The following is a 25,494-nucleotide window of genomic DNA, read 5'->3' on the forward strand; positions in this document are numbered from 1 at the left end:
CGCCCCGGGCCCCGACGCCAAGGTCGCCGCCGCCCTACGGGCCTCCCTGAAGGAGGCCGAGCGGCTGCGCCACCTCAACCGTGAGCTGGCCGCCCGGTCCACCGAACCCATCGCGATCGTCTCCATGGGCTGCCGCTACCCCGGCGGGGTCCGCGACCCCGAGGACCTGTGGCGGCTGGTCGCCTCCGGGCAGGACGCCGTCACCGCGTTCCCCACCGACCGCGGCTGGTCCCTGGACGGCGCCTACGACCAGGGCGGATTCCTGCACGACGTCGCCGACTTCGACCCCGACTTCTTCGGCATCTCCCCGCGCGAAGCCCTCGCCATGGACCCGCAGCAGCGACTTCTGCTGGAGGTCGCCTGGGAGACCCTGGAGCGGGGCGGCATCGACCCGCAGTCGCTGCGCTCCACCCGTACCGGCGTCTTCGCCGGGGTGATGTACCACGACTACGCCACGCTCGTGAGCCAGTCGCCCGAGGCCATCGAGGGGTACGTCTTCAACGGCAGCGCGGGCAGCATCGCCTCCGGCCGGGTCTCCTACCAACTGGGCCTGGAGGGCCCCGCCGTCACCGTGGACACGGCGTGCTCCTCCTCACTGGTCGCCCTGCACCTGGCCGTGCAGTCCCTGCGCGGCGGCGAGTGCGCGCTGGCCCTGGCGGGCGGAGTCGCGGTCATGGCGACACCGACGCTGTTCGACGAGTTCAGCCGCGGCACCGGACACGGGCTCTCGCCCGACGGCCGGTGCAAGGCGTTCGCCGACGCCGCCAACGGCACCAACCTGGCCGAGGGCATCGGCCTGCTCCTGCTGGAGCGGCTCTCCGACGCCCGCCGCAACGGCCACCAGGTCCTCGCACTCGTCCGCTCCACCGCCGCCAACCAGGACGGCGCCAGCAACGGCCTGACCGCGCCCAACGGCCCCGCCCAGGAACGCGTCATCCGCCAGGCCCTCGCCGGTGCGGGCCTGACCCCGGCCGACGTGGACGCGGTGGAGGCACACGGCACCGGCACCAAGCTCGGCGACCCGATCGAGGCCCAGGCGCTGCTGGAGACCTACGGTCAGGGGCACGACTCCGAACAGCCGCTCTGGCTGGGCTCGCTCAAGTCCAACATCGGGCACACCCAGTCGGCGGCGGGCGTCGGCGGCGTGATCAAGATGGTGAAGGCCATCGAACACGGCCTGCTGCCCAAGACCCTGCACGTGGACCGGCCGTCCCGGCACGTCGACTGGGAGGCGGGCGCGGTCGAGCTGCTCACCGAGCCCCGGCCCTGGCCCGAGACCGGCCGCCCCCGCCGCGCCGGAGTGTCCTCCTTCGGCGTCAGCGGCACCAACACGCACGTCATCATCGAGCAGGCCCCCGCCGAGGACCCGGCCCCCGCCCCGGCCCAGGCCGAGCAGGTCCCGCCGGCCGTCCTGCCCTGGGTCCTGTCGGGCCGGTCCGAGGCCGCCCTGGCAGGACAGGCCGCCGCGCTCGCCGAGCACCTGCGCGAGCACCCGGCCGAGCCACTCGACATCGCCCACGCCCTGGCCGCCACCCGCACCGCCTTCGAACACCGTGCGGTCCTCGTCACCGACGCCATGGATCCCACCGCCGCCGATCACCGCGCCGAAGCGCTCACCGCGCTGGCCCGGGACACGGGCGGCAAGCGGGTCCCCGGCCTGATCGTCGGCACCGGCCGCCGCACCGGCCGCACCGCGTTCCTGTTCACCGGCCAGGGCAGCCAGTACGCCGGCATGGGCCGCGAACTGTACGCCGCGCACCCCGCGTTCGCCCGGGCCCTGGACGAGATCCTGGCCCGGCTCGATCCGGCCCTGGACGTGCCCCTGTCCACCGTCCTGTTCGCCGAGCCGGGCACCCCCGAGGCGGCCCTCCTCGACCAGACGCAGTACACACAGGCCGGCCTGTTCGCCGTCGAGACCGCCCTGTACCGGCTGGTGACCGGCTGGGGCGTGGAGCCCGCCGCGCTGCTCGGCCACTCCATCGGCGAGCTGACCGCCGCGCACGTCGCGGGCGTGCTCTCCCTCGACGACGCCTGCACGGCGGTCGCCGCGCGCGGCCGGCTGATGCAGGCCCTGCCGGCCGGCGGAGCCATGGTCTCCGTACGCGCCACCGAGGACGAGGTACGACCGCTGCTGGGCACCGGAGCCGGCATCGCGGCCGTCAACGGGCCGCGCTCGGTGGTGATCTCCGGCGCCGAGGAACCCGTCCTCGCCGCCGCGCGGCGACTCGCCGAACTCGGCCACAAGACCAAACGGCTCACCGTCAGCCACGCCTTCCACTCGTCGCTGATGGAGCCGATGCTGGCCGGCTTCCGGGCCGTCCTGGAACGCCTCACCTTCCACGCCCCGCGCATCCCGGTCATCTCCAACATCACCGGCCGCACCGCCACCGCCGCCGAACTCGCCGACCCCGGCTACTGGACCCGCCACATCCGCGCCGCGGTCCGCTTCGCCGACGGCGTGCGCACCCTGCGCGAGCAGGGCGTCGGCGTGTTCCTGGAACTCGGGCCCGGCGGCGTCCTCAGCGCCCTGGGCGCCGAGTGCCTGACGGGCGAGGAACAGGCCGTGTTCGCGCCGACGGTGCGCCGCGACCGGCCCGAACCCCGCGCTCTGCTCGAAGGGGTCGCGACCGCGTTCGTGAACGGCACGGCCGTCGACTGGGCGGCGCTGTCCACCGGCGCCCGCCCCGCCGCCCTGCCCACCTACGCCTTCCAGCGCCGCCGCATCTGGCCCCGTACCGCCCCCGCCGCCGGCGGCGACCCGGAGGCGCTCGGCCTGGAGGCGGCGCGGCACCCGATGCTCGGCGTGGTCGTCGAGTCCGGCGACGGCGACGACCTGCTCTTCGGCGGACGCCTGTCACCGGCCCTGCAGCCGTGGCTCACCGGACACGCGGTACTCGGCTCGCTGCTGCTGCCCGGCACCGCCTTCGTGGAGCTGGCGATACACGCCGGCGACCGCGTCGGCTGCGACCTGCTGGAGGAACTCACCCTCGAGGCCCCGCTCGTGCTGCCCGCCGACGGCGGCCTGCGGCTGCGACTGCGGCTGGCCCCCGCCGACGCCACGGGCCGACGCGCCTTCTCCGTGCACTCCCGGCCGGACGACGACGAGACATGGACCCGCCACGCCGGCGGCACCCTCGCCCGCACGGCAGCCCGGCCCACCCCCGCACCGCCCGACGTGTGGCCGCCCGCCGACGCACGCCCCCTCGACCTCACCGGCCACTACGACGCCCTCGCCGACCTCGGTTTCGTCTACGGCGGCGCCTTCCAGGGACTGCGGGCGGCCTGGCGGCGCGGCGACGAGGTGTTCGCCGAGGTCGCACTGGACGAGGAGACCGCACACGAGGCCGACGCCTACGGCCTGCACCCCGCGCTGCTGGACGCCGCCCTGCAGTCGGTGGGGCTCGGCAGCCTCGCCGACAGCGACCCCGTCGCCCGGATGCCGTTCTCCTTCACGGGCGTGACCCTGCACGCCACCGGCGCCACCACCGCCCGGGTCCGGCTCGCCGCCACCGGCGACGACACCTTCTCCGTCACCCTCACCGACCCGGCGGGCCGCCTCGTGGCAGCCGTCGACGAGCTGCTGCTGCGCCCGGTCGCCACCAGCGACGTGGCCGACCCCAGGACCGCCGCGCACCGCTCCCTGTTCCGCGTCGACTGGCCCGCTCTCACCCCGCCCGCGGCGGCCGACACCACCGCTGCCGCCGCTCTGCGGTGGGCCGTGGTCGGCGACGATCCGATCGGTGCCGCGGCCGCCCTGCCCGGCGCCATCGCGCACCCGGACCTCGCCACGCTGCCCGAGGTGCCCGACGTGACCGTGGCGACCTGCGGCGGCACCCCCGCGGAGGCGGCCACCGCCGCTCTCGGCCTGGTCCAGCAGTGGCTCGCGGACGAGCGGCTGACCGCGTCCCGGCTGCTGGTGCTGACCCGCGGCGCCATCGCCGCCGACACCGACGACGGCGTACCGGCGCTGGCGCACGCCCCGGTGTGGGGTCTGCTGCGTTCCGCGCAGTCCGAGCACCCGGGCCGCTTCGTCCTCGTCGACGTGGACGACGCCCCCGGCTCGCTCGCCGCGCTGCCGGCCGCACTGGCTTCCGACGAGCCGCAACTCGTCGTGCGCGGCGGAACATTGCGGGCACCGCGGCTGTCGAGGGCGCTGCCCGGCGACAGCGCGTCCGCTCCGCTCGCCCTGCCCGACGGCTCCCGGGTCCTGGTGACCGGCGCGTCGGGCACGCTCGGCGGGCTGGTGGCCCGGCACCTGGTGGAGCGGCACGGGGTGCGCCGTCTGGTCCTGGTGTCCCGGCGGCCCGCCGACGAACTGGCCCGCGCACTGCGGGAGCTGGGTGCGGAGGCCGTCGTCGCCGCCTGTGACGTCGCCGACCGCGAGGCCCTGGCGGCCGTCCTCGCCGCACACCCCGTCGCGGCCGTCGTGCACACGGCGGGCACCATCGACGACGGCGTGGTGGAGTCCCTCACCCCGGAGCGGGTGGCGGGCGTGCTGCGTCCCAAGGTCGACGGCGCCCTCAACCTGCACGAGCTGACCGCCGGCTCTCCCCTCAAGGCCTTCGTGCTGTTCTCCTCGGCCGCGGGTGTCTTCGGCGGCCCCGGCCAGGGCGGATACGCCGCCGCCAACGCGTTCCTCGACGCCCTCGCCCACCACCGCCGGGCCCAGGGCCTGCCCGCCGTCTCCCTCAGCTGGGGACTGTGGGCGCAGGAGAGCGGCATGACCGGCACCCTGGGCCGGGCCGACCGGGACAGGATGACCCGCGCCGGCGTCACCGGCCTGTTCACCGAGGAGGCACTCGCCCACTTCGACACCGCCTGGACCAGCCAGGACGCCCAACTGCTGCCGATGCGCCTGGACACCGCCGCCCTGCGCAGGTCCACGGCCGAGGTCCCCGCCCTGCTGCGCGGCCTGGTCCCCGCCCCGGCACGGCGCGCCGCCGCCGGCGAGGACACCCACGCCGTGGACACCTTCGCCGACCGGATCACCGCACTGCCGGCACCGGAGCGCACCACGCTCGCCCTGGCACTCGTCCGCGACCATGTCGCCACGATCCTCGGCTACCCGGGCGCCGACGCCGTCGACCCCGAACGGCCCTTCACCGGGCTGGGCTTCGACTCGCTGACCGCCATCGAACTGCGCAACAACCTGCAGCACGCCACCGGTCTGCGCCTGCCCGCGACCCTGATCTTCGACTACCCGACCCCGGCCGCGCTGGCCGCCCACGTGGCCGAAACGGCCACAGGCGGCAAGGCGGCCCCGGCCGAAGTCCCGGCCACCGCCCCCGCCGCGCCCGGCGAGGACGACCCGATCGCGATCGTGTCGATGGCCTGCCGCTTCCCCGGCGGCGTCCACACCCCCGAGGACCTGTGGCAGCTGGTCGGCACCGGCGCCGACGCCGTCACCGCCTTCCCGACCGACCGAGGCTGGGACACCGACACCCTCTACGACCCCGACCCCGACCACCCCGGCACCACGTACTGCGTCGAGGGCGGCTTCCTGCACGGCGCGGCCGAGTTCGACCCGGGGTTCTTCGGGATCTCACCGCGCGAGGCCCTGGAGATGGACCCGCAGCAGCGGCTGCTCCTGGAGACCTCGTGGGAGGCGTTCGAACGGGCGGGCGTCGACCCGTCATCGGTACGCGGCAGCCGCACCGGCGTCTACACGGGCGTCATGTACCACGACTACGGTACCGACCTCGCCGCCGGCAGCATCGTCTCCGGCCGGGTCTCCTACCACCTGGGCCTGGAGGGCCCGGCCGTCACGGTGGACACGGCGTGCTCGTCGTCGCTGGTCGCCCTGCACATGGCGGCCCAGGCGCTGCGCACCGGCGAGTGCACCCTCGCCCTCGCGGGCGGGGTGACCGTGATGGCGACCCCGGGCACCTTCATCGGCTTCAGCCGCCAGCGGGGACTGGCGGAGGACGGGCGCTGCAAGGCGTTCGCGGACGCGGCGGACGGCACCGGCTGGGGTGAAGGCGTCGGCGTACTGCTGCTGGAGCGGCTGTCCGACGCCCGCCGCAACGGCCACCGGGTCCTCGCGGTCGTGCGCGGTACGGCCGTCAACCAGGACGGCGCGAGCAACGGGCTCACCGCGCCCAACGGTCCCTCCCAGCAGCGGGTGATCCGGCAAGCCTTGGCGAACGCGGGCCTGTCGGCGGCCGAGGTGGACGCGGTGGAGGCGCACGGTACGGGTACGAAGCTGGGCGACCCGATCGAGGCGCAGGCCCTGCTGGCCACTTACGGCCAGGACCGCGACCCCCAACAGCCGCTGTATCTGGGCTCGGTGAAGTCCAACATCGGCCACACCCAGGCCGCGGCCGGTGTCGCCGGCGTCATCAAGATGGTCAAGGCGATGGAGCACGGGGTGCTCCCGCAGACGCTGCACGTGGACGAGCCGTCCCGGCACGTCGACTGGGAGGCGGGCGCGGTCGAACTCCTCACCGAGGAGCAGCCGTGGCCGCAGACCGGCCGTCCTCGCCGGGCGGGCGTCTCCTCCTTCGGTATCAGCGGCACCAACGCCCACGTCATCGTGGAACAGCCCACCGCATCCGCCGAACCGGCCCCCCGCCCCGAGGCCCCGCAGGCCGCGCCGGGTGTGCTGCCCTGGCTGCTGACCGCCAAGACCCCGCAGGCGCTGACCGGCCAGGCCGCCCGCCTCCGCGACCACGTCGACGCCCACCCCGGCACGGCGGCCGTCGACATCGGCTACTCCCTGGCCACCACCCGCACCGGCTTCGAGCACCGCGCCGCCGTCTTCGGCACCGACCGCGACGGGCTGACCGCCGCCCTGGACGCCCTGTCCCGCGGCGAGGACGCGCCCGGCGTGGTCCGCGGCGGCACCCGTCCGTCCGGCAGGACCGCGTTCCTCTTCACCGGGCAGGGTGCGCAACGCCTGGGCATGGGACGGGAGTTGTACGAGGCGTTCCCTGCCTTCGCCGGGGCTCTCGACGCCGTGCTGGCGGAGCTGGACCGGCATCTGGAGGTGTCGCTGCGTGAGGTGATGTGGGGTACGGACGCGGAACTGCTGAACCGGACCGCGTACACGCAGCCGGCGTTGTTCGCCGTGGAGGTGGCGCTGTTCCGCCTGTGGGAGTCGTGGGGCGTGCGTCCGGACTATCTCGCCGGTCACTCCATCGGTGAGCTGGCGGCTGCCCACGTCGCGGGGGTGCTGTCCCTGCCCGACGCGGCCCGGCTGGTGGCCGCTCGTGGTCGGCTGATGCAGCGACTTCCTTCGGGCGGTGCGATGGTGGCGGTGCAGGCCAACGAGGACGAGGTGAGCGCCGTACTCACCGACGGCGTCGGCATCGCCGCCGTCAACGGACCGCGCGCCGTCGTGGTGTCCGGCCGGGCGGAGGAGACCGAGGCCGTCGGCGCCCACTTCGCGGCCCTGGGCCGCAAGACCCGCCGGCTCGCCGTCAGCCACGCCTTCCACTCCCCGCTGATGGAACCGATGCTGGAGGACTACCGCGACATCGCCGCCGACCTCACCTACCACGCCCCGCGGATCCCGGTGATCTCCGACGTCACCGGGGAGAAGGCCACGGCCGAGCAACTCGCCGACCCCGCCTACTGGGTGTGCCACGCCCGTGCCACGGTCCGTTTCGCCGACCAGCTGGCCACCCTGCGGGAGCGGGGCGCCGTCACGTACGTCGAGATCGGACCGGACGCGGTCCTGACCGCCCTGGCCCGCGAGACCGCCACCGCGACGGCCCTGTGCGTGCCCACCCTGCGCCGTGACCGGCCCGAGCCCTGGGCGGCCGTCGCCGCACTCGCTGAGCTGCAGGTCGCCGGTGTGCCCACCGACCCGGAGGGGATCTTCGCCGGCACGGGGGCCCGCGCGGCCGCCCTGCCGACGTACGCCTTCCAGCGCGGGCACTACTGGCTGGCGGCCACGCCGGCCGGACAGCCGCAGCCGGACGCCGCGCTGTGGCAGGCGGTGGAGAGCGGCGACCTGGCGGCGCTCGCGTCGGTCCTCGCGGCCGGCGACGACACCCCGGACCCCTCCTCGGCCCCCGACCCCGCACTGGCCGCGGCCCTGTCCCTGCTGTCGGCGTGGCGCCGCGACAACCCGCGCGCAACGGCCACGCCGGACATCGTCGAGGAACCCGCCCCCGTCACCGAAGAGCCCGAGGACATGCGCCGCCGGCTCGCCGAACTGCCGACCGGGGAACGGCCGTCGCTCCTGACCGAGCTGGTACGGGAGAAGGCCGCGCGGATCCTCGGCCACGGCACCGCCGACGCCGTCGGAGCCGACCAGGACTTCCTGGACGCCGGATTCGCCTCGCTGACCGCGATGGAACTGGCCGGCACCCTCACCACCCTGCTCGGCGTCGAGGTGCCCGCGACGGCGATCTACGACTTTCCCACCCCGGCCGACCTGGCCGCGCATCTGCACGACCAACTGACCGCACAGATGGAGCCGACCGCATGACGACCCCTTCCCTGGCGACCCCCGCCTCCGCCGCTCCGGCCCGCAGCGCCGGACTCGTGAACCTGGAATCCGCCTGGCGGCCCATCTGGCAGGACCGCTTCGACGGCCCGGCCGGCAGCGCCCCCGACCCCGCCAACTGGCTGATCGGCGAGGGCAGCCCGTTCGGCGCCGGGGTGGAGATCCACACCGACGACCGTGAGCACGTCGCCCTCGACGGCGAGGGCCGCCTGCGCATCACGGCCACCCGTGACGCCGACGGCACCTACCGGGCCGGATGGCTCGAGACCCGGCGCGAGGACTTCGTGCCCCGGCCCGGCAGCGCCCTGCGCATCGACGCCCGGGTGCGCACCGCCGCCGGCCCCGGCCTGGACTGCGCCCTGTGGGCCTGGGCCGACCAGCTGCGCCACCGCGGCGACGAGGACCCGGTGCAGGCCTGGTACCGCTCCGGCGAGATCGACGTGTTCGAGGCACTGGGTTCCGAACCGGACACGGTCTGGGGTGCCCTGCACTCCCCGGAATGCCACCAGATCCCCTCCCTCGGCATCGGCGGCAGCACCACCACCGGCGACGGCACCCCGCTGAGCGAGGACTTCCACACGTACTCGGTCGTGTGGCGCCGCGACCCGGACTCCATCACCTGGTACCTGGACGGCCGCGAATACCTGCACTTCACCCCGGAGGACACCACCCCCAAGGGCTGGCTGTTCCACCAGCCGACATACCTGGCCCTGGCCGTCATCATCGACAGCCCGGGCGGCCCCGTCCTGCCCGGCACCCCCGACCCGGACAAGTTCCCCGCCACGCTGCTGATCGACGACATCACCGTCTCCGAACCGGCCGCCACGCCCGGCGAGGAGGCCGCCGCGTGACCGCCCCCGCCGCGCCCCGCACGGCCGACGCGCACGGCGTCGACATCGACGCGCTCGCCGCACGGCTCGTCGCCGACGTCCTCGCCGAACCCACGACCGGCGGGCTGCTGCCGTCCGTGTACGAGACGGCCCGCCTGGTGAGCCTGGTGCCCTGGCTGGACGGGCACCCCGAACGTGTCGGCTTCGTACTGGAACGCCAGAAGGAGGACGGCAGCTGGGGCGGCCCCGACGGCTACGCCCTCGTCACGACGCTCAGCGCCACCGAGGCACTGCTGGCCGCACGGGACCAGGAGGAGCTGCCGGCCGGGTTGCGCGAGCGGGCCGCCGAGGCGGCCGGGCGCGGTCTGACGGCGGCGGCCCGGCAGCTCGAGGACAGCGTGCGCACCCGCACCGCGCCGCCCAACACGGTCGTCGCGATGATGATCGTCCCCGCGCTGGTGGCCGACATCAACGCCCGCCAGGAGCAGCGGCTGCCCATGCCGCACGGCATGGACGGCGCCCGGCTCGAGGAGCTGCGCACCTCGGGGTGGCGCAATCCGCTGGCCGGCCACTACCTGGAGATCGCCGGCCCCGACGCCGTGCGCGCACCGCACTTCCAGCCGGTCGGCGGCATGATCGGCTGCTCGGTCGCCGCCACCGCCGCCTGGCTGGGCGACGCCGAACCCGGCCCCGAGTACCGGGCGTCCGTGGACTTCCTGCGGTCCGCCCAGGCCGCCGGCGGTGGCGCGGTGCCCGCGATGACGTCGGTGGCGTACTACGAACGCGCCTGGATCCTCGGCAACCTGGCGACCGCCGGCATCGCGACGAAGCTGCTGGCGCCGCTCGCCGAGGGCCTCCCCCGGGACACCGCGCGCACCGGCGCCCCCACCGCGCCGGGCTTCGCCTACGAGGCGGAGACCAGCGCGATCGTCCTGGCGGCCTTCGCGCAGCTGGGTCCCGCGCAGGAGCCCGAGTACCTGTGGCAGTACGACTCCGGCAGCCACTTCCAGTCCACCATCCCGGAGTTCACCCCCTCGACCAGCACCAACGCCCATGTCATGGGGGCGCTCGGCGCCTACCGTGACACCGGCCCGGCGGACACCGCGCGTTACACCGACGCCATCGAGCGGATCGCTCGCTGGCTGGGGGAGCGGCAACTGGCGGACGGCACCTGGATCGACAAGTGGCACGCCTCGCCGTACTTCTCGACGATGCGCTGCGCCGTGGCCCTGCACCAGCACGCCGGACCCGCCCATGGGGCGACGGTGTCGAGGGCCGTCGACTGGATCCTCGCGAGCCAGCACCCCGACGGCTCCTTCGGGCGCTGGGGCGGTACGCCGGAGGAGACCGCGTACGCCGTGCAGACGCTGCTGCGCACCTCGGCGCCCGGCGCGGCCCGCGAGGAGGCCGCCGCGTGGCGCGGCGTCGCCTACCTGATGGAGCACCTGGACGACACCGTCCACCGCGAGCTGTGGATCGGCAAGGAGCTCTACGTTCCGGTGCACATGGTGCGCGGGGCGGTCATCGGCGCGCTGAGCCTCGCGGCGTCGCGGCGCTGAGCGCCGCCGCTCAGACGTGCGCCAGGGCCTCGCCCAGCCCGGTCCGCAGGCCGAAGAAGGCCAGGTCGGCGTCGGCGGCGGCCTGCGGGGCGGCGGCATCGGCGGTGGATCCGTCCAGGATCCGCCGCCAGTTGGCGTGGGCCAGGACGCGCTGGGAGGCGATGACCTGGCCGGCCAGCAGCCGGGCGGCGACGTCCGGTCCGGCCGGGTCGCCCGCCGCGTCGGCCAGGGCCTGGGCCAGCAGGTCCTCGGCCTGGGCGAGGTATTCGCCGATCCGGCTGACCAGGCTGGGTGTCGAGTAGACCAGCGCGTTGAAGCGGATCACCTCGGGCTGGTCGTTGAGCCCGGTGATGGGATCGCGGCGGGCCAGCGCGGTGACGAAGTCGCGGTGCAGGGCGACCAGCGGGCTCGTTCCCGGGGGCCGCTCGCGCACTGCGGTGGCCGCGGCCGCCCGGTGGTCGGCGAAGCGGTGGACGACCAGGTCCTCCTTGGCCGGGAAGTACTTGAACAGCGTCGGCTTGGACACCTCGGCGGCGGCCGCGATGTCGGCCACCGACACCGCATCGAACCCGTGCCGGAGGAAGAGCGAGATCGCGGCGTCCGAGATCGCCCGCCGCGTCCGCTGCTTCTGGCGCTCCCGTCCCGTAAGGGCCTGGGTCATGTCCATCACCCCTCTCTGGACCTCCAACCCTACAGTAACCCGGTTAAGAATATAACTGAGTAATGAACTTGACTCGGTTAAATTTTTGCTGCTTTACTTCTCATGACGACAGACGACCACCAGGCAACAACCCATGACCAAGGGGGATTCGGCGTGACCGACCTGCACGAGAGGACAACGGCCGCAGCAGGACGGCCGGCGAGCCACCGCTGGTGGGGCCTCGCTGTGATCGGACTCGCCCAGCTGATGGTCATGCTCGACACGACCATCGTGAACATCGCACTGCCGTGGGCACAGCGCGCCACCGGCATGTCGGACGCCGACCGCCAGTGGGTGATCACCGGCTACACCCTGGCCTTCGGCGGCCTGCTGCTCCTCGGCGGCCGCATCGGCGACCTCCTCGGCCGCCGCCTGGCCTTCATCATCGCCGTCACCGGCTTCACCGCCGCCTCCGCCGTCGGCGGAGCCGCACCGAACGCCGCCGTACTGATCGGATCCCGCGTCGGCCAGGGCCTGTTCGCCGCCCTGCTGATGCCGGCCACACTCGCCCTGCTGACCACCACGTTCACCGAACCCCGCGAGCGCGCCAAGGCGTTCGGCATCTTCAGCTCCGTCGCCAGCGCGGGCGGCGCACTGGGACTGCTCGGCGGCGGCCTGATCACCGAATGGCTCAACTGGCGCTGGTGCCTGTACGTGAACGTGCCCATCGGCGCCCTCGTCGTGGCCGGCGCGCTGATGCTGCTGCCCAATCTGCCCGCACAGCGCGGCGTCAAGGTCGACGTACCCGGCGCCGCACTCTCCGCCGCCGGCATGGTCGCGCTGGTCTACGGCTTCGGTGAGGCCGCCGACCACGGCTGGTCCTCGGCCAGGGTCATCGGCCTGCTGGCCGCGGCCGTCGTCCTGCTCACCGCGTTCGTCGCCCTCCAGGCCCGCGGCCGCAACCCGCTGCTGCCACTGAGTGTCCTGGCCGACCGCGACCGGGCGGGCGCCTTCATCGGCATCGGCCTGACGATGATCGGCCTCTTCGGCCTGATGTTCATCCTCACCTACCAACTGCAGGGCGTGATGGACTACTCGCCGCTCAGGACGGGCCTCGCGATCCTCCCGGCGACCGTCGCCACCGTCCTGACCACCACCCAGATCACCTCCCGCCTGATGCCCAAGGTCCCGGTCCGGCTGCTGGTGACCCCCGGCATGCTCATCGCCGCGGCCGGCCTGTTCAACCTCGGCCGGATCACCCCCGACAGCTCCTACGTCACCACGCTGATGCCGACCCAGATCCTGGTCGGCCTCGGACTGGGCCTGGTGATGTCACCGTGCATCAGCCTCGCCACCCACAAGGCGGCACCGAGCGAGGTCGGCGTGGTCTCCGCGTTCGTCTCCACCTCGCAGCAGATCGGCGGCTCGGTGGGCACCGCGCTGCTCAACACCATCGCCATGACGGTCTCCGCCACCGCCCTGAGCGCCGCCGGCACCGACGCGCACGCCGCCGCCGAGGCCACGGTGCACGGCTACGCGGTCGCCGCCGACTGGGCGGGCGCCATCGTCCTGGCCGGCGCCGTCCTCACCGGCCTGCTCATCGGGACCGACCTGCGCAAGCCCGCGGCGGCACCCGCCACCCCCGCCCCGCAGTCCAAGCAGAGCGAGCCCTCCACCGCGCACTGACACAGCAAGGGGCGGCCGCCCGGCCCGTACGGCCACGCAACCGCCCCGCCACCGACCGAGCCTGTGCCCCGGCCGCCAACATCCCCCGTCACGGCCCGGGCACAGGCTCTTCCCACACCCCGCGCCTAACCTGCCAGCGCGGCCGGCAACTCCCGGGCATGCACGACGTCCAGCCGCGACACCGCACGCGTCACCACCACGTACAGCCGCTCCAGCCCCCGCAGCTCCGCCTCGACGATCGCCGCCGGCTCCACGACCACCACATGGTCGTACTCCAGCCCCTTCGCCAGCGTCGCCGGCATCACCGTCACCCGGGCCGCCGACCCGAACTCCCCGGCGGACACCGCCTCGATCCCCGCCTGCCCCAGCATCCCGGTCAGCCGCTCCACATCGGCGTCCGCCGCGATCAACGCCACGGACCCCTCCCGCCGCAACGCCCCCCGCACCGCGTCCACCGCGGCGACGGCGGCATCCGGCACCCGGCGCACCGACAACTCACCGTCCATGCGCAGCGAACGCGCCGGCGGCACCCGTACATCGAGCGCGGCGAGCAGCCGGTTGGCCACCTGCATCACGGCCGCCGGAACCCGGAACCCGGTCGTGAGCGGCACCACCGCCGCCTCCGGCTTGCCCAGATGCGTCAACTGCTCCGCCCAGTCACGCGCCGCCCACGGCGCCGTGCCCTGCGCGAGGTCCCCCAGCGCCGTCAGCGAACCGAACCCGCTGCGCCGCGCGATGGCCCGGCACTGCATGGGCGAGAGGTCCTGCGCCTCGTCCACGACCACATGCCCGAAACCCTCCGGCCGCTCGATCAGTCCGGCCACCTCGTCCAGGAGCACCATGTCGTCGGCCGACCACGGCGCGCTCTTCTCCGACCGCGGAGCCTTCTGCCACACAAGGGCCCGCTGCTCCGCCGGCTCCAGCACACCGTCGGCGGCCTCGGCCAGCACCGCCGGATCACTCAGCAGCCGCGCAACGACCTCCTCGGGCCGCAGCGCCGGCCAGGCCGCGTCCACGAACGCCTTCACGGGCTTCGACCGCCCGATCTTCGCCTGCCACGTCGCACTGCGGGGCCCGGCACGCCGCTCGGCCTGGTCCTGCACCAGCGACACCACCCGGGCCCGCACATGCTCCCGCCCGATCGCGTACGCCGAAGCCTGGGCCCGCACCTCCTCCACCACCCGGGCCAGCTCATCGCCGCCGACCCGCCACCGGTAGGACCCGTCCGGCACCACCACCGGCTCCTCGGGAACCCGCACCCGCACGTACAGCGCCCGCCGGAGCACGGTCGCCATCCGCGCACTCTGCTTGACGACCGCCGCCGCCTGCGAGTCCCGCCCCTTCACCGGATGCCGGGCCACGACGTCCTCCACCGTCAACTGGGCGACATCGATCTCGCCCAACGACGGCAGCACCTCGGCGATGTACCGCAGAAAGGTCCGGTTGGGCCCGATGACCAGCAGACCACTGCGCTTCAGCCGCTGCGGATAGGTGTAGAGCAGATACGCCGCCCGGTGCAGCCCCACCGCGGTCTTCCCGCTCCCCGGCGCCCCCTGCACACACACCGAGTCACCGAGCTCACCACGCACCAGGTCGTCCTGCTCGGGCTGGATGGTGGCGACGATGTCCCGCATAGGCCCGTGCCGGGGCCGCTCGATCTCGGCGGCGACGATCAGGCTCTCGGCATCCGCCGCGCCTGCCGCGTCCAGCCGCTCGTCCTCCAGCCCCGTCAGATCCTCCGGCTCCCCCACGCTCCCCGGCGCCCACCCGAAACGCCGCCGCCGCTCGACACCCAACGGCTCCGCCACCCGGGCCTGATAAAACGTGCGCGACACCGGCGCACGCCAGTCCACGACCAAAGGCGGCGCACTCGGATGCTCCGAAACCCGCCGCCGCCCGATGTAATACCGCTGCCGCCGGTGGTCCCCCGTTTCCGGCTCGTCATCGAAATCCAGCCGCCCGAAGAACAAGGGACTGTCCGGCTCCTCGCGCATGTCCCGCGCCCGAGTCCGCAGATACCGCCCCAGCGCCTCCGCACTGGCCCCGTCCCCCGACACCGTCTCCCCGGCGACCACCTGCTCGTCCGCGTCCTCGACCTGCCGCGCCATCGCCGCTCTGCAGACCGCCACGTACGCCTGCTCCTCCCCGAGCACACCGTCGAGCCCGAGCTCGCCGGAATCGTACGACTCCTGCACCGATGACGTCATGGAACGCGACCTTCCCTCGAAAATCCCCAGGCTATCGACCAGCAGAAATCGAGAACGGCCGCGCGGGTGAACGTTTTACGGAATATTAACCGCAAAACAATCCGACCGGAATCCCGCTAGAATGCCACTGGAATCCAGCTCGAATGTCCCTGGAATCGCGCGGAATCACACACGGAATAGGGGCTTCCCGTAGACCGGTAACAACTGTTACCATCCATGGATGGCGAAGACACAGCTAGGCGCACGCGTCGACGACGAGATCGCGGAACTGGCCAGGGCCCGGGCCAAGGACCGCGGAATGAGCGTCGGCGACTACATCGCCGCCCTCGTTCGCGACGACGCCGACGGACTGCGACAACGGGGCCTGGACGCCGCACGGCGCTTCCTCGGCGAGCACCAGGCGCTCTTCGACGAGGCCGAAGACGCGGACCGTCACGTCCCGGGGGCCCACGCCGCGTAATGGACCTGCACATCGATGTCCCCTGGATCCTCCAGGTCGCCGAGATCGCCGGAGCGAGCGATCCCGCTCCCGACGACTACGGAGTGCCGGTGGCCGCAGTCGCCTGCCACCGAGCCGAACTGCTGGACCAGCCTGTCTATGACGGCCCGTACGCCCGTGCCGCGGCCCTGGTGCACATCCTCGGTCGCTGTCGGTGGCTCGAGCGTTCCAACATGGCGGTCGCCGCGGCGACGGGCGTGATGTACCTGGAAGCCTCCGGCATCCAGGTCAAGCCCACCCGGGACGACGCCATCGCCCTACGCGACCTCCTGCGCGACCCGGCCTGCAGCGCGGCGGGGATCGCCGCTCTGCTGCGCACTTGGCCGCAGTCCACCTGAGTAGTACTGAACGGTTCGACTCCGCGCACGACAGGAAGACGCATCTTTCTTGATGCATCAATCTTGATGCATCTTTCTTGATGGGTTACTGTCGTGGTGCCGACGGAAGCTCCGGCGGCAGACAACGAGGGGGAACCGCCATGACCACGACCGAGACCGCCGCCGCCGGCACCACCCGCACCCTCTCCGTGCCGGGAGCCACCCTCCACTACCAGGTCCAGGGCCGCGGGCCCGTCCTGCTGCTCGCCCAGAGCGGCGAGGGCGACGCCGACCGGACCGTCGACCTCGTCCCGCACCTGACCGACACCTTCACCGTCGTCACCTACGACCGCCGCGGCCTCTCGCGCAGCACGCTGGACGACCCCGCCCGGCCCGTCACCATGGCCGAGCACGCCGACGACGTCGCGCGGCTGCTCGGTGAAGTCACCGACAGGCCCGCGCTGATGGCCGGGTTCAGCATGGGCGGCGCGATCGGACTGCAGGTGGCCGCCCGGCACCCGGGCGTGCTCGACACGCTGGTGGCGCACGAGCCCGTGACGCCGAGGCTGCTGCCCGAGGCGGACCGCGCGGAGCACGCGGCCGAGCTGACGGCCATTCAGCAGGGGTACACCGCAGGGGGCCTCGCGGCGGCGTTCCCGGCCATCACCCGGCACCTCGGCATCGACCCGGCCCACGACGACGCCGAGGAAGACCTCACCCCGCAGCCCATGACACCCCGCCGCCGGGCCAACTTCGGCCAGTTCATCGGCACCGAGTTCACCGCCGTCACGACCGACACCTTCGACCCCGCGCAGCCGGTACGGGCCGCGGCGCAGGCCGGGACGCGCATCATCGCAGCGGCGGGGCGGACGACCCGGCCGACCGTGCACACATACCGCTGCGCGCTCGCACTGGCCGAACTGCTGGGCACGGAACCGGCTGTCTTCCCGGGCGGGCACAACGGGGCCACCACATTCCCCCGGGCGACGGCACGGACCCTGAAGGCCCTGCTCGCCCGGTAGTGGCGCTTCCGTCAGCTTCTCGCTGGAGCAGGCGCGGGGGCGGGCTCGGCAGGCAGCCGGCGGATCGTCCAAAGATCAGGCACGACGAACAGGACGACCGACGACACGACGACGAGCACGGCGCTCCCGAGCAGAACGGGAGCAGGGCCGACCGAGGTCGCGGCCAGGCCGACGACGAGATAGCCGAGCGGGACGGCCATGAGTTCCCCGACGGAGCTGAACGAGGTGACCCGGCCCAGGACTTCGGCGGCGAGCTGCTGCTGGAGGGCGGTGGTCCAGCACACGATCGACAGATCCAGCCCGATCCCCGCCAGGACCGCGGATGCCGCGAGGGCGGGCAGATTCGGTCCGGCGGCGAGCATGAACAGGGGCAGCGCCAGCGGCAGACCGGTGGCCACGCAAGCGACCATCAGCCGATCCGGCTTCCACCGCAGGGCTATGAGGCCGCCCAGAAGGAGCCCCGCCGAGAAACTTCCTTGCACGGTGCCCCATGCCGCGGCGTTCAGGCCATGGCTGTCGAGGACAAGGGGACCCAGGAGCTGGTACCCACCGAGCCACAGCGCGACGACGACCGTGCCGGAAAGCGTGTAGGACCACAACCACGGCCGCTGGGCGAACTCCCGCCAGCCGGCGCGGAAGTCGTGCAGCACCGATGTGCGGGAGCCGGAGCTCGCTGCCTGGGGCACGGCCAGCCGAGCACACAGCAGGGCCGCGGTGGCGAAGCTCGCGGCGTCCCACCCCAGGACCCACTGGGAGCCGGCCACGGCGACGATCCCGCCACCGACCGCGGGAGCGAGGATCTTGATGAAGTTGGTGGGAAGCCGCAGCAGCACATTCGCTTCCTGCAGTTCCCCGCCCTTCACCAACTGCGGCAGCAGACTGTTCATCGCAGGGGTCATCAGCGCGTTCGCGCCGCCTGTGACACTGGCCAGCAGGGCCACGCGAGCGGTCGAGGCCGCATCCATGGCCACCAGGACAGCGACACCGGCCTGGGACAGCGCAGCCACCAGATTGCCGACCACGACCAGCCCCCGACGAGAGACCCGATCCGCCACCACCCCACCCACCAGCAACAACACAAGCTGCGGCAGAGTGTTGCCCGCAAGCACGATCGCCAGGGCAGTCGGCTCGGCGTTGAACCCGAGGACGGCGAAGGCCAGCGCGACGGGGGCCATGGCCGAACCACTCGCCGAGATCAGCCTGGCCAGCAATAAGGTCCGGAACGGGCGATTGCCCAAGAGGGACAGCGATGCGCGGAGATCCATCCGGCGGACGTTACTACCGGGCGGTGTCGTTCGAGGTCGCCGGGGGTTTGGTGTGGAGGACGTCACGGGCCTGCTCGGCGGCGCGCGTGATGGTTTCACTGATGAAGTCGAGGAAGCGGGCGATGTTCTCCAGGCGGACGGCGGCGGGGGTGTGCGGGCCGAGAACGGAGACGCCTTGGCGTGCGGTCTCGGCGAGCTGGCCGGTGGCGCGGGCGCTGGCGATCGTCGACTGGTAGAAGACGTCGTCGTCGGCGACATAGCGCTCGCGGCGGCGTTCGTTGCGTTCCCGGCGGATGAGGCCCAGGCTCTCGAGCAGCGTGATCGCTTTGGAGATGGACGCCGGGCTGACCTGGAGCCTCTGGACGAGTTCGGAGGCGGTGAGGCTGCCCGCGTCGCTGGTGTAGAGGCAGGTCAGTACCCGGGCCGACATCTTGGGCAGGCCCGACTGCATGAGGAGGGTCGTGAACGTCTCCTCGTACTCGGCCACGGCCTCGGCGTCACGCCCGTGCGGCTGGGGAACCGGCTCCGGCCCTCGGGAGGAGGCGGGCCTGCGCCGGTGAGCGCGGCGTTCGGTGGCGCGGTGCGCCAGGTCGGCGCGGTAAGCGGTGGGGCCCCCGTTGCGCATCACCTCACGCGTGACCGTCGAGGTCGGGCGGTCGAGCCGGCGGGCGATCTCGGCATAGGGGAGGCTGTCGGCCAGTCCCAGCGCAATCTGCTGGCGTTCCTGCTGGGTGAGCCTGCCTCCCGGCATCGCGATCTCCTTGCTGATCCTTCGTGATGGTCCCTGAACCCCACTATAGCGTTCACTCCGGAGCCATTGCAATGATCAGAGTGATGGTCGTTGCGTTACTGACGCATCCATTGCAACAGTTAAGCGCCTCCTACCTGCATAAATAATACTTTGATGCAACGAGTGTGTTGCACGCATACAGAAAGCAACGTAGCGTTTCCGGTGTCAGAAACAAACAAGCGAGCACGGGAGAGCACGATGCAGAAGTTCGAGACCCACGCCCCGATCTCCGTCGTCCTGGACATCCCCGCCGGACGCATCCAGTTCATCGCCGCTGACCGTGCCGACACCACCGTCGATGTCCTGCCCGCCAACCCTTCCAAGAGCCGTGACGTCGAGGCCGCCGAGCAGGTCTCCGTCGCCTTCGCGGACGGCGTCCTGCGGATCCACGCTCCCGAGCCCAAGAACCAGCTCTTCGGCCCCTCCGGGTCCCCGGAGATCACCGTGCAGCTCCCCGCCGGCTCCCACGTCGAGGCCAGGACCGCCAGCTGCGAACTCCGCAGCGTAGGCCGCCTCGGCGACATCGCCTTCGAAGGCGCGTACCGCCAGATCAAGATCGACGAGGCCGCGAGTGTCCGCCTCACCGCGGTCGACGGCGACGTCGAGATCGGCCGGCTCGCAGGCCCCGCCGACATCAGCACCGCACGGGGCGACATCCGGATCGCTGAGGCGGTACGCGGCGCGGTCGTGCTCCGCACCAAGTCCGGCAACATCTCGGTCGGCGCCGCCACCGGCGTCTCGGCCACCCTGGACGCCGACACCGACTACGGCCGCATCAGCAACGCCCTCAAGAACAACGGCACCGCCGAACTCGACATCCGCGCCACCACCTCCCACGGCGACATCACCGCCCGCAGCCTCTAAAGCACCAACGTGGAAGGAGACACGAAACCCCGCCCCCTGGTGAACGAAGGGGGCGCGGCTTCTTGTTGGACCGCTGGGCAGGCCTTGCACCTGCATTTCCCCGCAGGAAGCGGGGTGTCCTTCCTTGGACCACCAACGCGTTGAACCCTTGTCCGCTGTTGGGCGGCGAACTCAAGATCGGCTATACCCCATCGGGCCCGTGACCCGATCCCCGCCAGCTCTGTTTCCCCCTCGGAGGCACAACGGGAGCGAGGGGCTGGATGGCGGACGTCGGGGACAGCTTGGACGAGGCGGACGCGGAGCACTTCACCCGTCCACTGCCGAAGTCGGCGCAGGCGCAGATGCGTTTCCTGGTGCGGCAGTTGAAGGGCACGCGACCGGTGGCCGACCTGCTGGGCATCTCGCAGCGTACGGTGGAGCGTTACGTGAAAGGCCAGCTCAAAACCCCCCGCCCGCCCCTGGCGGACCGTCTCTACCGCGAGGTCCGCCACCGCTGGCAGCCCCGTGTCCGGGCCCGGGCCAGACAGCGCGCAGCGACCACGGACGGCGTCTTCCTCTCCACGAGGGCCCGTTTCGGCTTCACGGCCGCGGTGGGCACCACGGACGACCCCCGCACCCGCTACCTCAACGAGTCCCTCCCCCCGGAGTACGCGGCCCGCCTGTTCGCCGCCCAGGAGGCCGGCGCAACCGAGGCCCAACTGCGCACGATTCTGGCGGAGGGCTTGGGCGAGATGTACTTCCGCGACGCGGGCCGCCGAGCCCAGGGCCTGCTGGTGGAGTTCACGGACATCGAGCAACTGGAACTGCACTACTGACGCATCACACGCAGATACGGGTACGTACCCGTACCCTAAGGATGTGGAAGGGAGCATGATGATGTCCGACGCCAACATCCGAATCCCTGAGGAAGCCCGCGACCGTCTCGCTGCCATAGCGGCCGCCGAGGGGATGTCGCTGCGCGCCTACCTGGCCCGGCTTGCTGAGACCCTGCTCACCCCGGCTGAGCGGGTTGAGCGGGCTGAGCGGGCCCGGGCTGCTTTGAAGGAGTGGTCGGGGTATGCGCCGACTCCCTCCGAGGAGCAGGAGCTCGACAGTGAGCTGGACCGTCGGCTGGCTGAGGCAGCGGCCCGGTGAGCGACGTCATGCACATCGTGCTGGACGACACTGCGATGGCAGCAGCGGGCCGTGGCAACATCCTCGCTTCCCGTTTGATCTACCGCGCCCACGCCGAGTCCGGCTGGTACCTGTACGCCCCCTCGTGCGCGCTCGTCGAGGCCGACCGCACGCGGCCGGGGACGGCTGAGCACCTGGCCGCCCTGCCGGGTGTCATCGTCCTGGACCTGGACCTCCCGGCAGCCCTGGCGGTGGCCCGGCAGAAGACCTGGGCGGCGGCACACTGCCACCATGCGGCGCAGCCCACCCCCGACCGCCCCGACGGGGCGATCGTCGCCACCACCGCGCCCGACCGGTGGACCGGCGAGCCGGTCCGCGTCCTGGACCTGACCCCCTGACGACAGCCCCAAGCCGAAGACCCCGCCCCTGGCTGACCGGGGGCGGGGTCTTCGGTTCCTTTCGGTCCCTCAGCACGGCCGCAGACAGCGGCTCAGCGCTACGCGCGGGCCCGTAACCGAGTAGGGCGCGACCCACCACAGCCTCAGCAGTATCCGCTGCCTCCTCCGCAGCCGGAGGCTGCTCGGACAGCAGCGCCGCCGCCGACACACCCAGCTCCTGCGCGAGCGCGTACAGGATCGGTAGCGAGGGCACCTTGAGGCCGCGTTCGATCTGAGACAGGTAGTCGGGCGAGATGCCGACCAGCCCGGCGACTGCATCCTGCCTGCGCCTGCCACGGTAGTGCCTGATCCGATCCCCGATCGGGAGGTCTGCTGCAACCACGCGCCCGCTCCTTGCTCCTGTCTCTGAGCGTAGGGTGCCCGCCAAGCGGGGATCCGGAGTTCGTGAAGAGAGGAGGTACCGGTGCCGGAACTGGTGCTGTGGGACATCGACCACACGCTGATGGCAACGCGCGGCCTCGGCGGCGAGCTGTGGGCCGAAGCATTTGAGCAGGTGACAGGCGTGGTGATGCGGGAACAGGCCGACGTGACGGGGTCGACGGAGCGCGTGATCCTGCGGGAGAGCGCGTGCCTGCACGGCCTCGACTGCGACGACGCGCTGTTCACCCGATTCGCTGACGCTCTCGGCGCGCTGCATGTCCGTCGCGCGGTCGAGCTCCGCGAGCGCGGGCACGCTCTGCCCGGGGCCGCCGCCGCCCTCGCCGCCCTCGCCGACCGCGGCGTGCGCCAGGCCGTCGTCACCGGCAACGTGCGCGCGGCAGCAGGGGTGAAGTTGGCGGTGTTCGGCCTGGACACCTATCTGAATCTGGGGGACGGGGCGTACGGGGAAGACGGCGAGGGACGCCCCGAACTGCTGCGAGCCGCGCTCGCACGAGCCAGTGTCCCCCCGGGAAATGCGGTGTTCCTCGGCGATACCCCGGCCGACGTAACCGGCGGCCACGTGGCCGGCGTCCGGGTGGTCGCGGTGGCCACAGGGCATACACCGGCGAGCGACCTGCGGGATGCGGGCGCCGACGTCGTACTCGACGGGCTGTCGGACACCGATCAGGTACTGGCGGCCATCGGAGTCTGATGTCAGTGCCGCCCCGAGCCCTTGGATCATGTCCCCCGCTGGGGCCCGAGGTCGTCTAGCCGGATGGAAGGGGTAGGGGAACAGCGCTGCAAGGCGCAACCTGTCTCAGGCGACTCGGAGCTTCTTGCGGCGATTGCGGGCGAGTTGTTCTCGGTAGTCCTCAATGGCTTGGTGGTAGCGGGCGACGAAGTGCGGGTCGTCCAGCCGGTCGGCTGGGTCCATCTCCTCGACAGCTGTGACGACTTCGGCCAGCTGTTGATAGCCAGCGAGCATAGGGTTGATGCGGTATACGCCGTTACGTTCCTTCTTCACCAGTCGGGCGAGTATCAACTCACGCAGACTGGAGGTGACGCTCGGGCGGCTCAAGCGTAGGCGAGCGGCCATCTGGGCCTGGCTCATCTCCACGCGTCCGCCGGACTCGCTGTGGGACCGCAGGGTGAACAGAACACGGTAGGCCGGCTGTGGAAGGTTCAGAGACGCTACGACGCCCTCGGCATTGACTGGTGTGAACAGCAGCCCACTCACTGCTCGCTCTCCTTGGGACTCGTCATCTTCTCGAACTGCTCCCGCCGCTCACAGCATTGCTCGGCCCGCTTGTGGCCATTACGCCGTAATGGCCACAAGCCCGGACGCTGACGGCAGCTGGCACGGAGACCGACGTGGGGTCTCACTCGACTGGAGCTGCCTGGGCTGGGGGTGTTGTTCGGGGCGGTGGCGGCACGTGATCGACAGCTGTATCTGAGGCTGTCATAGCGATGTCCACTCTTGCGTCATGGAACGGGCTGCGCCATGGGACGGTGCGTCGGCATGGGGTCGATGGCGCTGCATCGCATGTGGGGCAGGGATGCCCTGTGATCTCAGCGGTGCGGTCGGCTTGGGCGAGCCACACATCACGACGTGCTGCGAGCATTTTGCGTTCGGCGGTGTGCTGTTGTTCGGCAAGGTAGCGGCGGGTGGCTTGCTCGGTGCGGTCTTCGAGCGGGTTGCCGAGCAGCTTGCGCGGGTTGCAGTCGAGGGGCGGTTCAGGGACTGCTGGCGTGTAGAAGCTGGTTGCCTCGATGACGAAGGCCTTGGGGCTGTCGACCCCGGCGAGCTTACGCCGTGCCTGGTGGAGGTTGCGTACCGAGTCTCCCTTGGGAGATTTGCAGAGGAAGCCGGCTGGTGCGGAGCAGTGCGGGCACCGGACTGAGAGGATGGTGATGATGTTCCGTCGCCGTTTTGCGGTCTCGTCGCGGCGTTCTGCCTCAGCTCGTTCCCGGCGTTCCTGCGCCGCCTGTTCCTCTGCCTGTTGCCGTTTCAGGGCCTCTGGGCTGGGGTGGGCGCGGCACGGTTCACGCGAGGTGTCCCATCTGCAGGGCTCGCCGTCCTTTCGGGGCTGGCCGCATTGGTTCGGGTTGGTCAGGTCCAGAGCACGGCCCAGGCGCCAGGAGCCGTGGAGAGGTGCCGCGCAGCGCGTACAGCACGTGGCGTCTGGCTTTACTGGAACGACTTCGAAGCGGTAGCCGTCCACGGTTACCATCGGCCGGGCGCAACCGCATGCCCCGTCCTCGCTCGCCTTCTCGGTCTTCACACACACAGCTAACGGCCTGTGCGTACAAGAGCGGTGACGTTTCCGAACTCGGATCACTCGATCGGAGGATGGACATGGCTGGGCGCAGCAGTCAGCCGTTTTCCCGGCTTTGGCTGGCGGTTCATTGCGGACCGTGACACGTTTGTTCAGGCGGTGGGTCGGTCGTGTATCGGTACGACGATTTGGCGGCCGGTGGCCTTCTCACCGAGGCGGAAGAACTTCACTTGGCCTTCGCTGTGGGTGTGTTCGAGCCACCCGTCTTCGACGAGTTCGCGGCGGGTGCGTGAGAAGTGGGGAGCGGGGACTCCTATGCGTTCGGCTAGCTCAGCTCCGGTGCGCTCGACGGGGTGTTCCAGGCCGCCCAGGATGGCGTAGGTCATGAGTACGTTCTGTTTCAGGTGTGGCAGTTCCTTGGTCCGGTCCTGTAGGGCGGCGAGCTCGGGGTACGGATGCTGGTGTGGCATTGGTTCGGCCCTTCGATGCTGAGCCGGAGCGTCCCGGCAGGGTCGGCAGGTGGAAGAGGGCAGCCTGTTCGGACTGCTCCCGCCCAGAGAGGGCGGAGATAATGTGTGGGCTGGCTCGGTACCTGATTGTCCGGCCGATCACTTCGGCTACAAGGAACATCTTGTGTTCGGCAAGCTTTTTCGCGATCCTCCGCGTCGCTTGGGGGGTGAGTCCGAGGAACTCAGCGGCTTCCTTCGCGGTGGCGCCACCCTCTTCGTAGGTCATGATCCCGCAGTAGAAGAAGACGCGGAAGTCGTCACCAGTGATCCCTGAATCTTTGGCCAGCATCGCCTTGACGCGGTTGAAGCTGAACTGCCCGTGTTGGCCGCCGAAGGCGTAAGGCCGGCGAGAGCTGTCTTCCTCGTTGGGCTCCCACAGCTCATGCACCTCGCCGGTCGCTGTGTTCACCAGCTCCCGGTTGCGTCCGCTGCGCCCCTGCTGTGGCACTTGCTCCCCCGAACTGTGTCCCGTGCCATGCTTCTGACACAACAAAGGTTATCACTGGCGTCATGTCGTCTGGGGTAATCGAAGGAACGCCTCAGTTCCTTCGATTACCCCAGACGACAAGAAGATTGGCGTCAAGTAATTGGCAACAACGGTGGCCAAATATAGGGAAGGCGGGGGGGTGGGGCAGAGGGGTTTAAGG

General features: G+C 71.7%; 18 protein-coding genes and 2 pseudogenes. 13 read left to right on the forward strand and 7 right to left on the reverse strand.

Annotated features, from left to right (window positions below; translation table 11 throughout):
• Positions 1-19: 19 nt before the first annotated feature.
• The 3 genes and pseudogenes from ACH45E_RS35975 to ACH45E_RS35985 form a co-directional block, all read left to right on the forward strand.
• Positions 20-8,383 (forward strand): annotated as a pseudogene (locus ACH45E_RS35975) (type I polyketide synthase); the annotation flags it as partial.
• Positions 8,384-8,430: 47 nt separating this feature from the next.
• Positions 8,431-9,303: a glycoside hydrolase family 16 protein gene (locus ACH45E_RS35980; RefSeq protein ID WP_361456907.1), complete on the forward strand. Its 873-nt coding sequence runs from the start codon at positions 8,431-8,433 to the stop codon at positions 9,301-9,303.
• A complete protein-coding gene (locus tag ACH45E_RS35985; protein ID WP_361456910.1) occupies positions 9,300-10,841 on the forward strand; it encodes a prenyltransferase/squalene oxidase repeat-containing protein in 1,542 nt (513 codons plus the stop codon). The genes ACH45E_RS35980 and ACH45E_RS35985 overlap by 4 nt, the downstream gene beginning before the upstream one ends.
• A gap of 10 nt (positions 10,842-10,851) precedes the next feature.
• Here ACH45E_RS35985 and ACH45E_RS35990 read toward each other — a convergent pair whose 3' ends face one another.
• Entirely contained in the window at positions 10,852-11,502 is a 651-nt protein-coding gene (locus ACH45E_RS35990) for a TetR family transcriptional regulator (protein ID WP_361456913.1), read from the reverse strand.
• 102 nt (positions 11,503-11,604) lie between these two features.
• Between ACH45E_RS35990 and ACH45E_RS35995 the strand changes: the two genes are divergently transcribed.
• Positions 11,605-13,167: a DHA2 family efflux MFS transporter permease subunit gene (locus tag ACH45E_RS35995; protein ID WP_399042261.1), complete on the forward strand. Its 1,563-nt coding sequence runs from the start codon at positions 11,605-11,607 to the stop codon at positions 13,165-13,167.
• Between the two features lie 125 nt (positions 13,168-13,292).
• Here ACH45E_RS35995 and ACH45E_RS36000 read toward each other — a convergent pair whose 3' ends face one another.
• On the reverse strand, positions 13,293-15,374 hold the full coding sequence (locus tag ACH45E_RS36000; protein ID WP_399042263.1) for a HelD family protein: 2,082 nt from the start codon (positions 15,372-15,374) through the stop codon (positions 13,293-13,295).
• 220 nt (positions 15,375-15,594) lie between these two features.
• Here ACH45E_RS36000 and ACH45E_RS36005 point away from each other — a divergent pair, with 220 nt between their 5' ends.
• The 3 genes from ACH45E_RS36005 to ACH45E_RS36015 all read left to right on the forward strand — a co-directional run bounded on the left by ACH45E_RS36005 (position 15,595) and on the right by ACH45E_RS36015 (position 17,212).
• On the forward strand, positions 15,595-15,834 hold the full coding sequence (locus ACH45E_RS36005) for a hypothetical protein (RefSeq protein WP_361456919.1): 240 nt from the start codon (positions 15,595-15,597) through the stop codon (positions 15,832-15,834).
• Positions 15,834-16,211, forward strand: a complete 378-nt coding sequence (locus tag ACH45E_RS36010) for a fic family toxin-antitoxin system, toxin component (RefSeq protein ID WP_361456922.1) — start codon at positions 15,834-15,836, stop codon at positions 16,209-16,211. Before ACH45E_RS36005 ends, ACH45E_RS36010 begins: the two co-directional genes overlap by 1 nt.
• 140 nt (positions 16,212-16,351) lie before the next feature.
• Positions 16,352-17,212 (forward strand): alpha/beta hydrolase, encoded by an 861-nt coding sequence (locus tag ACH45E_RS36015; protein ID WP_361456925.1) that lies wholly within the window; start codon positions 16,352-16,354, stop codon positions 17,210-17,212.
• Between the two features lie 11 nt (positions 17,213-17,223).
• Here ACH45E_RS36015 and ACH45E_RS36020 read toward each other — a convergent pair whose 3' ends face one another.
• Together ACH45E_RS36020 and ACH45E_RS36025 are read right to left on the reverse strand one after the other, a co-directional pair.
• Positions 17,224-18,477, reverse strand: coding sequence for an MFS transporter (locus tag ACH45E_RS36020; RefSeq protein WP_361456928.1), 1,254 nt, complete (start codon positions 18,475-18,477; stop codon positions 17,224-17,226).
• A gap of 13 nt (positions 18,478-18,490) precedes the next feature.
• Complete coding sequence (locus ACH45E_RS36025; RefSeq protein ID WP_361456931.1) at positions 18,491-19,228, reverse strand: helix-turn-helix domain-containing protein; 738 nt, start codon at positions 19,226-19,228, stop codon at positions 18,491-18,493.
• Positions 19,229-19,465: 237 nt separating this feature from the next.
• On the opposite strand from ACH45E_RS36025, the gene ACH45E_RS36030 reads away from it, so the two are divergent.
• The 4 genes from ACH45E_RS36030 to ACH45E_RS36045 all read left to right on the forward strand — a co-directional run bounded on the left by ACH45E_RS36030 (position 19,466) and on the right by ACH45E_RS36045 (position 21,642).
• Positions 19,466-20,131, forward strand: a complete 666-nt coding sequence (locus ACH45E_RS36030) for a DUF4097 family beta strand repeat-containing protein (RefSeq protein ID WP_361456934.1) — start codon at positions 19,466-19,468, stop codon at positions 20,129-20,131.
• 260 nt (positions 20,132-20,391) lie between these two features.
• Positions 20,392-20,946: a telomere-protecting terminal protein Tpg gene (tpg, locus tag ACH45E_RS36035; protein WP_361456937.1), complete on the forward strand. Its 555-nt coding sequence runs from the start codon at positions 20,392-20,394 to the stop codon at positions 20,944-20,946.
• 61 nt (positions 20,947-21,007) lie between these two features.
• On the forward strand, positions 21,008-21,265 hold the full coding sequence (locus tag ACH45E_RS36040) for a hypothetical protein (RefSeq protein ID WP_361456975.1): 258 nt from the start codon (positions 21,008-21,010) through the stop codon (positions 21,263-21,265).
• 8 nt (positions 21,266-21,273) lie between these two features.
• On the forward strand, positions 21,274-21,642 hold the full coding sequence (locus tag ACH45E_RS36045; RefSeq protein WP_399042280.1) for a hypothetical protein: 369 nt from the start codon (positions 21,274-21,276) through the stop codon (positions 21,640-21,642).
• Between the two features lie 208 nt (positions 21,643-21,850).
• Here ACH45E_RS36045 and ACH45E_RS36050 read toward each other — a convergent pair.
• A pseudogene (locus ACH45E_RS36050) lies at positions 21,851-22,138 on the reverse strand (helix-turn-helix domain-containing protein); the annotation flags it as partial.
• On the opposite strand from ACH45E_RS36050, the gene ACH45E_RS36055 reads away from it, so the two are divergent.
• Positions 22,106-22,774 carry an HAD family hydrolase gene (locus tag ACH45E_RS36055; protein ID WP_361456943.1) on the forward strand — a complete coding sequence of 223 codons (669 nt, stop codon included), beginning with the start codon at positions 22,106-22,108 and terminating at the stop codon, positions 22,772-22,774. The pseudogene ACH45E_RS36050 and the gene ACH45E_RS36055 overlap by 33 nt on opposite strands.
• A gap of 105 nt (positions 22,775-22,879) precedes the next feature.
• Here the strand turns inward: ACH45E_RS36055 and ACH45E_RS36060 are convergent, their stop codons facing one another.
• Entirely contained in the window at positions 22,880-23,299 is a 420-nt protein-coding gene (locus tag ACH45E_RS36060) for a helix-turn-helix domain-containing protein (protein WP_361456946.1), read from the reverse strand.
• A gap of 1,191 nt (positions 23,300-24,490) precedes the next feature.
• Positions 24,491-24,808: a hypothetical protein gene (locus tag ACH45E_RS36065; protein ID WP_399042268.1), complete on the reverse strand. Its 318-nt coding sequence runs from the start codon at positions 24,806-24,808 to the stop codon at positions 24,491-24,493.
• Between the two features lie 49 nt (positions 24,809-24,857).
• Here ACH45E_RS36065 and ACH45E_RS36070 point away from each other — a divergent pair, with 49 nt between their 5' ends.
• Entirely contained in the window at positions 24,858-25,121 is a 264-nt protein-coding gene (locus tag ACH45E_RS36070) for a hypothetical protein (RefSeq protein ID WP_361456951.1), read from the forward strand.
• The last annotated feature ends 373 nt before the right edge of the window (positions 25,122-25,494 follow it).

The organism is Streptomyces sp. NPDC020299 (assembly GCF_044387825.1).
Classification (GTDB): Bacteria; Actinomycetota; Actinomycetes; order Streptomycetales; family Streptomycetaceae; genus Streptomyces.